This window comes from Nocardioides sp., assembly GCF_036274455.1.
GTDB lineage: Bacteria > Actinomycetota > Actinomycetes > Propionibacteriales > Nocardioidaceae > Nocardioides.
In genome coordinates this window covers 1-10,573 of sequence record NZ_DASUFR010000093.1, presented here as the reverse complement: position 1 = coordinate 10,573, position 10,573 = coordinate 1, and the positions used below count along the sequence as shown (strand labels likewise).

Sequence of the window (10,573 nt, the reverse complement as noted above, 5' to 3'; positions counted from 1 at the left end):
CCGGGCAGCTTCCCCGGCTGGCCCGGGCATGGCCGGGGCGGCGGGCCGGGCTTCCAGCAGCTCCCGCCACCGGGCGCCGACCAGCCGACCCCCGCGCCGACCGCGCCACCGACCGCGCCACCGACCGCGCCACCGACGACGCCACCGTCCGCGCCGCCCAGCCAGTCCTCCTGAGCCCGAATTTTCGGCTCTCGTGACTGATCCGTGGTTGGGCGGCCGCGCGCGTAGCACGCCGCAACCCGCCCTCAAGGATGCCTTCGGCACCGCTGCGCGGCGCCTGCGAGTGACGTCCTGTTGAGTGGTGTACGAGCACAGCGGGTGAGCGTGTCGTCGAAGGCGACGACGGCCACCGCGTGATCCTTCGAGTGAACCTTCCACAGCACTCTCGAATGGAGCATCACGATGACCGTCCCGCCCAGTATCGACCCTGCCCGGATGCTCGAGGAGCAGCTGGCCCAGGCGAGCCCTGATCTGCTGCGCGAGCTGCTCGGCACCTTCATCAACACCCTGCTCAGCGCCGAGGCCGACGCGGTGTGCGGCGCCGGGTACGGCGAGCGGAGCCCGGAGCGGGTCAACAGCAGGAACGGCTACCGACACCGCGACTTCGACACCCGTGCCGGGACCCTGGATGTGGCGATCCCCAAGCTCCGTCAGGGTTCGTACTTCCCCGAGTGGCTGCTCGAACGCAGGACTCGGGCTGAGCAGGCGCTGACCTCGGTGGTGGCCACCTGCTACCTGCTCGGTGTCTCGACGCGACGGATGAACAAGCTGGTCCAGTCCCTGGGTGTGACCGGCCTGTCGAAGTCGCAGGTGAGCCAGATGTCCAAGGAGCTCGACGGCCACGTCGAACAGTTCCGCACCCGACCACTCGCGGACGCCGGGCCGTTCACCTTCCTGGCCGCTGACGCGCTGGTGCTCAAGGTACGTGAGGGCGGCCGGGTCGTGCCGGTGCACTGCTTGGTGGCGACCGGGATCAACGCCGACGGGCACCGCGAGATCCTCGGGATCCAGGTCACCACCAGCGAGGACGGCGCCGGCTGGCTGGCGTTCTTCCGTGACCTGACCGCCCGCGGCCTGACCGGGGTCCGCCTGGTCACCAGCGACGCCCACGCCGGGCTGGTCGCGGCGACCGCCGCGACCCTGCCGGATGCGGCCTGGCAACGCTGCCGCACCCACTACGCCGCCAACCTGATGGCCATCACTCCCAAAGCCAGCTGGGGCTGGGTCAAGGCGCTGCTGCACAGCGTCTATGACCAGCCCGACGCCGAGGCCGTACACGCCCAGTTCGACCGCATCCTCGATGCCCTCGACGGCAAGCTCCCCACCGTCGCCGACCACCTCGAGGCCGCCCGGTCCGACATCCTCGCCTTCACCGCCTTCCCCTACGAGGTATGGCGCCAGATCTGGTCCAACAACCCCAACGAACGGCTCAACCGCGAGATCCGCCGCCGCACCGACGTGGTCGGCATCTTCCCCGACCGGGCCTCGATCATCCGCCTGGTCGGCGCCGTCCTGGCCGAGCAGCACGACGAATGGGCCGAAGGCCGCCGCTACCTCGGACTCGAACTCCTCGCCAAGTGCCGCACAGCCACCGACCCGATCATCCACACCAACGACACCGGCGAGGAGGTGCCCGACCTGAAGGCCATCACGGCCTGACCTCACGAAGGATCACGCGTCATACACCACTTGACGGGACTTGACCACGAACGCATCCCCGCTGACTCAACGCAGGCATTCGCCTTGAAAGAGAGCAACGACCCGCTGACGCAGGTTGCGCCACTCAGCGGGCGAACGTCGGTGATGGGTGGCTCATCCTTGCCGAGAACGCATACATGGACTGACGAGTCACCCGACCCGTACCGCTGCTCGCGCGCTCCTGCCGATGTCGGACCCGAAGCACGGTTTCGCTATGCGTGGTGAGGGCTCTCGGGTGAGCGGATACCTGGTCTGCCTTCTCCTGCTCACGCTTCTGGCGATGCTCGTCTGGAGCTTCCTCGGGAGTCTGGGCGTCTTGGTGCTCGTGGCGGCCTTCGGGCTGGTCGCTTTGCGCATCCGTCGACGGGCGGACCAGCAGTCCTAGGTCATTGGCACGCGCCCCACCATGCCGCCGTTCGGGCGGAGCCCGACCATGCCGCCGTGCGGGCCACCGCCCAACTAAGCCGCAGTGACGGGCGTCTGGTTTGCTACGTGCGCGCCAGCCTCCGCGTGGCGACGCCATCAGAGAGGTTCGAAGTGATCGAGCGACACGTCATGCTTGGCTCAGACGAAGGTGCGATCGCCATCAGGTCCTCGAGCGAGCAGAGCATCCGCGTCGCCGGCGAGCTCGGCGACAACACCGTCGTGAGCGATCCCCCGGGTATCGATGGGGAGCTGTGGTTGCTTCCGGCCGACCAGTGGGGGCCGTTCGAGGTCACCACACGGGTGCTGGAGGGCCACCCCGGACCGCCGGACCAGAGCTGGGAAGACGTCGTGGAGTTCACGGTCACGACGGAAGGCGCGGTGGTGGTCACCGAGCTGGTGAACAACGACCCCACGGCACCGTGGCTCGACGAGCCCGGACAGTGGCGCACTCGGGTGAGCACTCGTGGGCGCTCGGTACCGGACCCGGCCGACGAACCAAGCGACGCTGAAGACGACCCTGTGGAGTGGTGGCTGCTCGAAGCCTGGCCTGCCGCAGCCGACGAGGCGCTTGCCCAACCCGAGATCGTGCGACTCACCAGTGCCTGGGCCCAAGCCCAGAGGTCGGGCCTGCCTCCGCCGCTGCACATTCCCGAAGGGGAGTCGGGGTTGGCCGCGGCTAACCGAATCGGCCGCGACGTCGACCAAGCATCCGGCGCCCGCGAGTTATCGGGACGATTGGGATCGGTTGAGGTGAGCCGCACCATGCGCGGCACTCGCCGCCGGCTGTTCAACCCGTGTGCCCACCTGGTCACGTGGAGCCACGCCTGGTTGCCAGCACCCACCTGGTCCTTCAGCGGACCTGGTCTCGTCGTGGAGCAGCCCGGTAAGGAGACCTGGGCGTGGAGCGATGACCACGCCGACCAGCTCACGGGTTCGCGAGGCGCGGTCCTCGTCCGGTTCGTCGAGCTCGACAAGCCAAGAAGAGTCGTCAGAACCTGGAACTGGGTGCGAAGAGTCGGCGAGCGCGGCCCCTCGCCGTTCGCCCGAGGCGCCGAGGTGCTGGCCGACGACTCGGTGTTGACGATCTCACTCGACGAGTCGAAGCGAGACGCGGAAACCTGGACCACGATCCGCATCGAGCACGCTGCCATACCGGTGGAGTGGGTCGAGGACCTTCGCGACTACTGGGCCTACCAGTTGGCCATCGCCGACCAGGCAGGGTTCGGATTGCCCAAGGCGTGACCTCGACGGTGGAGTGCAGCACACTCGGCCATCTTGTTTACACGAGCGGATGGGTCGACAACACGGCCGACCAGGTTCGCCCGACTGTGCCGCCGTGCGGGCGGAGCCCGACCCGACCGCTGTCCGGTATGGCGGCATAGGGTCCGCTCACGTCGTGCGGTTCGGCGCCCGAGCAGCCGCTGTGCGGGTGTTCACGCCGAAGACAGCTCGCCCGCTGCTGCCAACGCCAGGGCCCTCAGGGGTCAAGCCGCATGACTCACGACTCTGGGCGGTCGATGCTCCCGGCGCGATGCTGATCGTGGACGAAGGAGTCGCCATGGACCGTTGGGAGTACCGCATCACTGATCTGACGAAGGTGGAGAAGGACATCGGTGAGCTGAACAGGCTTGGCGCCGGAGGATGGGAAGCCGTCGGAATGGTGTCGACATGGGGTGCCGGTGGCTTCAGGTTCGTTCACCCGATCGCTCTACTCAAGCGGCGCGTGTCGGAGGGCTAGAACCGCCCCTCAGACGCTCTCAGATGGCGGCATGGCGGCCGCCCCAGACGTCGGGTGGGCACGCCTGTCATCCCCAGTAGTGGCTCCCCCAAAGGCTACTCGCGGCTGACGTTGACGTCCTCGGCGGTGACTCCAAGGACGCCCCTCACATCCCCCAGGTCTGCCGCCAGGGTGGCGGTGTCCCCACGGCCGCTCACCTCGAGTCGCACCGTGACGGTGGGACGCTCGACGTCGTCGCGTCTGTGCGTCGAGAGGTGATGCACCGCGAACCCACGGCGGGTCACCTCCGCGAGCACGCCCCGCAGCACTCCTTCGCCGTCGCGGTACTCCACCCACAGCCCGCTCGGTGCGTGGGCCGAGCGCGGCAGGTGGCGGAACAGCGCCGTGTAGCCGGGGACCGCGACGAAGAACGCCGCCGTCGCCAGCAGCGCCAACAGCGGCAGGCCGGCACCGGCCGCCATGCCGACCGCGGCCGTCAGCCAGATCGACGCCGCAGTGGTCAGGCCGCTGACCACGTCGCGGCGCACGAAGATCAGCCCACCGCCGATGAAGCCGATACCGGAGACGACCTGGGCAGCCACCCTCGACGGATCGAAGGAGACGTCGGCGCCGAGGCGGTCGCCGACCACATCGGTGAAGCCGTACTTCGACACCAGCATGAACAGCGCCGCACCGACGCCGACCAGCGTGTGGGTGCGCAGGCCGGCGCTCTTCTGCCGGAACTCGCGCTCCAGCCCGATCAGCGACGACAGCACGAAGGCCAGCGCGAGCTCGCCGACCTGCTGCCAGCCCTGGCCGATCGGCTCCCAGATCTCCTCCGAGACCATCTCCCCACCTTAGGGCGCAGGCACCCACCGTGCCGCCCGGCGCTCGCTCCAGCTGGTACGGCGACGGTAGGCCCAGGTCAGCGTGAGCAGAGCCGGGCCCCAGAGGTTCAAGGGTGCGTAGCAGATGGTGAAGACGGCCGCCCAGGCCGGGCTGGCCATGGCGCCCGGTCGGCCGGTCGTCCAGACCTCCCAGAACCCCGCCGTCCAGATCAGCATCAGCGCGACAGAACCGACCGTGGCGGCAACGATCACGGACCTCGGTCGAACCGCCCGGCCGCCGAAGATCGGCAGCCACCGCGGGACCTCCTCCCCGAGCGGGCGGACCAGTCCGAACGCGGTCAGAGCGACTGCTTCGGACACGAGGGTGATCGCGGCTACGTAGACCGCGGGCCAGCCGCGCACGGCGTCGAGCTCCCCGGCGTCGTTCAGCATGCCCATGGGGAAGCCGAACGCGACGGCAAGGCGCCACAGGCTCGAGGGCAGGACAAGAAGCGGGATCGCGTGGGCCAGACGTTCGGCCCATCGAGGCGCCGGCCGCTGTGGCGGGGGCGCGAGGGGCGGCGCAGTGTCGTCGGGTAGGCCGTGACTGGCATGGCCACCGACGCGACGAGGGCGTGAGTGGACCCGTTGCGCGCGGAGGCGGACCGCGAGGAGCAAGAAGATGATCCCGCCGGCCAGGAAGTACCCGTCGATCGCCCAGTCGGCCCATCGGAGGTGGGCATGGCCTGTCGTGTCCTCGAGCGAGAGTCCGGTGACTCCGTTCGGCAGGAGCCCAGTCGCGCGGGTCACGTCGTCGAGGATCCCGGCGCCGCCGCGCAGGAGCAGCACCACGCAGCCGAGCCCGACGAGGGCCTGCGTGGGTCGCGCGAGCCGTCCCCGTGCCCATCCTCGGGCGAGGGCCAGGCAGACCAGCGCACCCAGCGGCCAGGCGCCGTCCACGACGAGGTTGACCGTCCACGCGACGAGCGAGTGCACGCCGGCGTGAGTCTCGAGGCGGTTCGGTCGCTCGTTCAGCGGGGGCAGGTCGCCGGGGCTCGCGAAGCTCCCGCCCAGGTACCAGTAGACGTGGAAGGCGAAGAACAGCACCACCCATCCCAGTGCCGTGTACGCCGCGCGGGTGGTGCCCCGGGGGTCCTCGTCGGCGCCCCCGTCCGGAGCCGGCGCCTCCCGGGCTGTCATCGTGGTCGAGATGGTCACGAGCTCAACGTTGGCCCCGGCACGGCCGGTGGCCATCCCCCTGCGGAGGGAACCGGCTCCCTCGATCGAGGGTGTTTGCTGCGGGCAGCGCGTGTGAGGCTGAGATGGTGAGGCGCTCGGTGGCATCGGTGTGGGGCGGTGTCGCACACGTGTTCCTCGCGGTCGCGCTCTGCCTGCCGCTGGTCGGCGCGGCCGCCATGATCGGCGCCTCGATGGCCGTCCAGGACCAGAGCACACTCAACATGTGGCTGCTGACCCTGCTGGGGATCGCCTTCCTGGCCGTGGTCGTGTGGGCCTCGCTGCTGCCGCCGGTGCGCCAGGTGGAGGTGTCGACGGCCAGGGCGCTGCTCGACCACGACGACACAGCACTTCCCGACGTACGCCGTCCCCGCGCCGGGCCGTCACGACGCCGCGGCGCGGCCTGGCTGGCGCTGCTCGTCGGCGTCGGGCTCGTGGTCGGAGCGGCGATCCTCTACCTGGTGCCGTTCGGGCTCGAGCTGGTCGCATTCCCGCTGTCCGGCGAGAGCACCACGACCTGGCCGCTCATCGGGAGGACCAGCCACACCGGCGCCGGCTGGCACGCCGTCTGGCTGGTCGCTCCCGGCCTGCTCGCGCTCGTGGCGTGTCTTGCCGTCGTGGGCGCGGCCAGCCGCCTCCTGGTCGTCCTGGCGCCGCGCGTGCTCGGTCCGACGCTCACCGAACGGGTCGGCATCGCGGCCGAGCGGGAGCGGGCGCTGGCCCGCGCCAACGCGGTGGCCCGCGACCTGCACGACCGGCTCGGGCACACCCTGACCGCCATGACCGTGCAGGCCACCGCCGCGCGCCGGCTGCTCGCCACCGACCCGCAGGCGGCAGCGCGCGCCATGGCCGCGGTGGAAGACCTGGGGCGGAGGGCACAGGACGACGTCGACGACGTGGTGCGCACCTTGCGCGACGGAGCGCAGCCCGGAGCCGAGCTCGGGCGTGGGCCCGTGGACGTTGTCACCACGGCCCGGGCGCTCGTCCACGAGTCGTCGCTGACCGTGCAGCTCCGCGCCCCAGCGGCGTTGCTGGTCGACCATGGCTGTGCCGACACCGCACAGGCGGTGATCCGCGAAGCGCTGACCAACGCCACCCGCCACGGCACGGGATCGGCGACGCTCCGGCTGCACGCCGACGAGCAGTCCTTGTGGATCGAGGTCCGCAACCCGGTCGGCGGCCGCGGACGGACGGCACCGGAGCGGTCCGGCCTGGGCGGCCTGCACGAGCGCGTGCTGCTCGGCGAGGGCGAGCTCTCCGCCGGGCCGGAGGGGGGTGACTCGTGGCTGCTGACCGCAAGGCTGCCGATCCGCCGGCCGGAAGCGACGAGGTGATCCGGCTGGTCGTGGTCGACGACGACGACCTGGTGCGTTCGGGTCTCGCTGCGATCCTCGACCTCGAACCCGACATCGAGGTGGTGGGCCAGGGCGCCGACGGGCTCGACGTGCCGGCGTTGGTGGCGCAGAGCCGGCCCGACGTGGTGCTGATGGACGTGCGGATGCCCCGGGTCGACGGCATCTCGGCGACCACCCGCCTGGCCGAGCGGCCGGACGGCCCGGCCGTGGTGGTGATCACCACCTTCGAGAGCGACGACGCCGTGCACGACGCGCTGTTGGCCGGCGCCCGGGGCTTCGTGCTGAAGCGGGCACGGCCCGAGGAGCTGCTGGCTGCGGTGCGTACGGTTGCCCGCACCGACTCCCTGGTCTTCCCCGACGCGATCCGACGGGTCGCGGTCACTCGTCGTACGCCGGCCGAGCCCGCCTGGACTCGCCGGCTCACCGCACGGGAACGCGACGTCCTCGGCCACGTGGCCCGCGGCCAGACCAACGCCGAGGTCGCCGAGTCGCTGGTGGTGTCGGTGGAGACCGTCAAGAGCCACCTGCGCTCCCTGCTGGCCAAGTCCGGGTCCCGGCACCGCACGGAGCTGGTGGTTCGGTGCTACGAGGCCGGCATCCTCGACTAGGGGCGTGGCCAGCAGTCAGGCCAGGGGTGCCTTGAGCGAGAGCCGGACGCCGAACCGCTCGCCCGCCACGTCCACCTCGAACCGGCCCGACGCCAGCGACTCGGACGTGACCGGGCCGTCCGAGCGCAGGTAGGCGAACCCGACCGAGGCCTCGACGGTCTCGCCCCATGCGGCGCTGGTGACCTGGCCGGCGGGGTGGCCGTCGCGGAGCAGCAGCTCTCCGCCCCAGAGCATCGGGTCGGGGTCCTCGAGCACGAACGACACCAGCCTGCGGCGGGGGCCGCCCGCGGCGAACCGCTCGCGCTGGGCCTCGAGCGCCGCTCGTCCGAGGAACGGCTTGTCCCCCTTCAGGGCGGTGGCGAAGAGCAGCCCGGCCTCGGCGGGCGTGTAGTCGGGCGAGATGTCCCGCGGGAAGGCGCGGTAGCCCTTCTCGAGCCGCAGCGACTCCAGCGCGTTGTAGCCCGCGTCGACGGCGCCGCCCGCAGAGACGAAGTCGTAGACCGCGAGCGCGTGGTCGACCGGGAGGGTCAGCTCCCAGCCGGGCTCGCCGACATAGGTCATCCGGGTGGCGCGGACCTCGACACCGGCGACGGTCATCGTGCGGGAGGTCGCGAACGGGAAGTCGTCGAGCGACCAGCCGAGCAGCCCCGCGGCGGCCGGGCCCATCACCCCGATCACCGAGTAGCCGTCGGTGACGTCCTCGGCCTCGATCCCGCCGTTGCGTCTGAGCCAGTCGAGGTCGCGGACCGTCGTCGCCGAGGACGAGACGACCCAGAAGCGGTCCGGCCCGTCCCGGGTCACGGTCACGTCGGCCTCGTAGCTGCCGCGCTCGTTGAGCCAGGGTGTGTAGACGACGTGGCCGAGCGGTACGTCGACGTCGGCCGCGCACACCCACTGGAGCGCCTCCAGCGCGGTCGGGCCGCTGACGGCGTACTTGGAGAACGAGGTCTGGTCGAAGACCGCGACGCCGGTGCGGCACGCCCGCTGCTCCGCGGCCGAGGCAGGGAGCCAGGTGGGCTTGTCCCAGGAGTAGTCCAGCCGCTCCACGCCGAAGAACAGCGGTCGCTCCCACCCGTTCTTGGTCCCGAAGACCGCGCCCTTCGCCGCGAGCCGCTCGTGCAGGGGCGATAGACGCACGTCCCGGGCGGTCTCCGGCTCGCGGTTCGGCCACGGCACCGCGTAGTGCAGGCCGAGCACCTCGACCACCCGGTCGCGCAGGAACCCGGGGTCGGCGTTGAACGGTGCGAACCGGCGGATGTCCACGCCGGTGAGGTCGCTGGTCGGCTCGTCCTCGACCACCCACTCGGCGAGGGCCAGGCCCGCCCCACCGGCGGATGCGATCCCGACCGAGTTGAAGCCGGCGCCGACGAAGAAGTTGTCGACCTCGGGAGCCCGCCCGAGCAGGAACTGGTTGTCCGGCGTGAACGACTCCGGGCCGTCGTAGAACTTGCGGATCCCGGTCTCGGCCAGCACCGGGATGCGGTGCAGCGCCTCGTCCATCAGGATCGCGAAGTGCTCCCAGTCCTCGCCGAGGAGCTGGAACTCGAACGGGTAGGGGATGTCGTCCGGCGACCGCCACGGCTTCGCGGTCGGCTCGAAGCCACCCACCACGAGGCCGCCGACCTCCTCCTTGAAGTAGGTCCAGCCGTCCTGGTCGCGCATGATCGGGAGGTCGGGGCGGACGCCGTCGATCGCCTCGGTGACGACGTAGAAGTGCTCGCAGGAGTGGAGCGGGACGGTGACGCCGGCCAGCGCGCCGACCTGCGCCGCCCACTGGCCTGCGCAGTTCACGACCACGTCGCACTCGACGTCGCCCCGGTCGGTGCGCACCGAGGTGACGCGGCGGCCGTCCATCTCGAAGCCGGTCACGCGCACCTGCTCGACGACCCGGGCACCGCGGAGCCGGGCACCCTTGGCCAGCGACTGGGTGAGGTCGGTCGGGTTGACCGTGCCGTCGCCCGGGAGCCACAGCGCTCCGGTGAGGTCGTCGACCTGCATCACCGGCCACAGCTCCTGGGCGCGCTGCGGGGTGACCACCTCGCACTCCATGTCGTACGCCGCTCCGTTGGCCGCCGTGCGCCGGAGCTGGACCAGCCGCTCCGGGGTGCGGGCCAGCACCAGCCCGCCGCAGCCCTTGTAGCCCGTGGCGAGCCCGGTCTCCGCCTCGAGCGAGCCGTAGAGCTCGGCGGAGTACTGCACCAGCCGGGTCCCGCTCTCCGTGGCCCGCAGCGGCCCGACCAGGCCGGCCGCGTGCCACGTCGTACCTCCGGACAGGTGGCCCTGCTCCACGAGCAGCACGTCGGTCCTCCCGAGCTTGGCGAGGTGGTAGGCGACGGACGCGCCGATCACTCCCCCGCCGACGACGACGATCTCGGCACGGGAAGGCAGCGCGGTCACGTGTCTCCTCGAGGTGGATCACCGGTGGTCACCTCGTCGAGCAGCCGCCCGAAGTCCGGCCCGCGGAAGGTGGCCTCGGCCTTGTCGAACCGCTCCATCCCCCACGAGTGGAAGTCGTAGTCGATCGGGCTGGTGGCCGCCTGGATGAAGCCCCACAGCGCCCAGCCGTACTGGCTGCACAGCGCCTGCAGCCGCACTCGGGCCAGGTCGGCGCGGGTCGCGGTGCCGAAGTAGGCCTCGGTCCAGGCCGCGGTCATCTCCGGGGTGAAGTCGCATTCGGTCGAGGTGTTGCCGAGCTCGAAGCAGGCG

Annotated in this window: 9 protein-coding genes and 1 pseudogene; 6 read left to right on the top strand and 4 right to left on the bottom strand. The window is 71.0% G+C overall.

The annotated features are described in order from the left end of the window. The first annotated feature begins 402 nt into the window (after positions 1-402). From VFV89_RS09200 to VFV89_RS09185, 4 genes are all read left to right on the top strand, one after another. Positions 403-1,659, top strand: a complete 1,257-nt coding sequence (locus tag VFV89_RS09200; RefSeq protein WP_329705630.1) for an IS256 family transposase — start codon at positions 403-405, stop codon at positions 1,657-1,659. A gap of 274 nt (positions 1,660-1,933) precedes the next feature. Then, positions 1,934-2,083, top strand: coding sequence for a hypothetical protein (locus VFV89_RS09195; RefSeq protein WP_329705629.1), 150 nt, complete (start codon positions 1,934-1,936; stop codon positions 2,081-2,083). Between the two features lie 56 nt (positions 2,084-2,139). Next, entirely contained in the window at positions 2,140-3,366 is a 1,227-nt protein-coding gene (locus VFV89_RS09190) for a hypothetical protein (protein WP_329705628.1), read from the top strand. Between the two features lie 289 nt (positions 3,367-3,655). Next, entirely contained in the window at positions 3,656-3,862 is a 207-nt protein-coding gene (locus VFV89_RS09185) for a hypothetical protein (RefSeq protein ID WP_329705627.1), read from the top strand. A gap of 95 nt (positions 3,863-3,957) precedes the next feature. Here VFV89_RS09185 and VFV89_RS09180 read toward each other — a convergent pair whose 3' ends face one another. Together VFV89_RS09180 and VFV89_RS09175 are read right to left on the bottom strand one after the other, a co-directional pair. Beyond that, complete coding sequence (locus VFV89_RS09180) at positions 3,958-4,689, bottom strand: MgtC/SapB family protein (protein WP_329705626.1); 732 nt, start codon at positions 4,687-4,689, stop codon at positions 3,958-3,960. Between the two features lie 9 nt (positions 4,690-4,698). After that, entirely contained in the window at positions 4,699-5,886 is a 1,188-nt protein-coding gene (locus tag VFV89_RS09175) for a DUF3995 domain-containing protein (protein ID WP_329705625.1), read from the bottom strand. Between the two features lie 107 nt (positions 5,887-5,993). On the opposite strand from VFV89_RS09175, the gene VFV89_RS09170 reads away from it, so the two are divergent. Both VFV89_RS09170 and VFV89_RS09165 read left to right on the top strand, forming a co-directional pair. Next, on the top strand, positions 5,994-7,238 hold the full coding sequence (locus VFV89_RS09170) for a sensor histidine kinase (protein WP_329705624.1): 1,245 nt from the start codon (positions 5,994-5,996) through the stop codon (positions 7,236-7,238). Beyond that, positions 7,187-7,867: a response regulator transcription factor gene (locus tag VFV89_RS09165; protein WP_329705623.1), complete on the top strand. Its 681-nt coding sequence runs from the start codon at positions 7,187-7,189 to the stop codon at positions 7,865-7,867. Before VFV89_RS09170 ends, VFV89_RS09165 begins: the two co-directional genes overlap by 52 nt. Before the next feature lie 15 nt (positions 7,868-7,882). Here the strand turns inward: VFV89_RS09165 and VFV89_RS09160 are convergent, their stop codons facing one another. Both VFV89_RS09160 and VFV89_RS09155 read right to left on the bottom strand, forming a co-directional pair. Further along, positions 7,883-10,264 (bottom strand): FAD-dependent oxidoreductase, encoded by a 2,382-nt coding sequence (locus VFV89_RS09160; RefSeq protein ID WP_329705622.1) that lies wholly within the window; start codon positions 10,262-10,264, stop codon positions 7,883-7,885. Then, positions 10,261-10,573, bottom strand: a pseudogene (locus VFV89_RS09155) (LPS biosynthesis choline kinase); the annotation flags it as partial. The pseudogene VFV89_RS09155 and the gene VFV89_RS09160, both read right to left, overlap by 4 nt.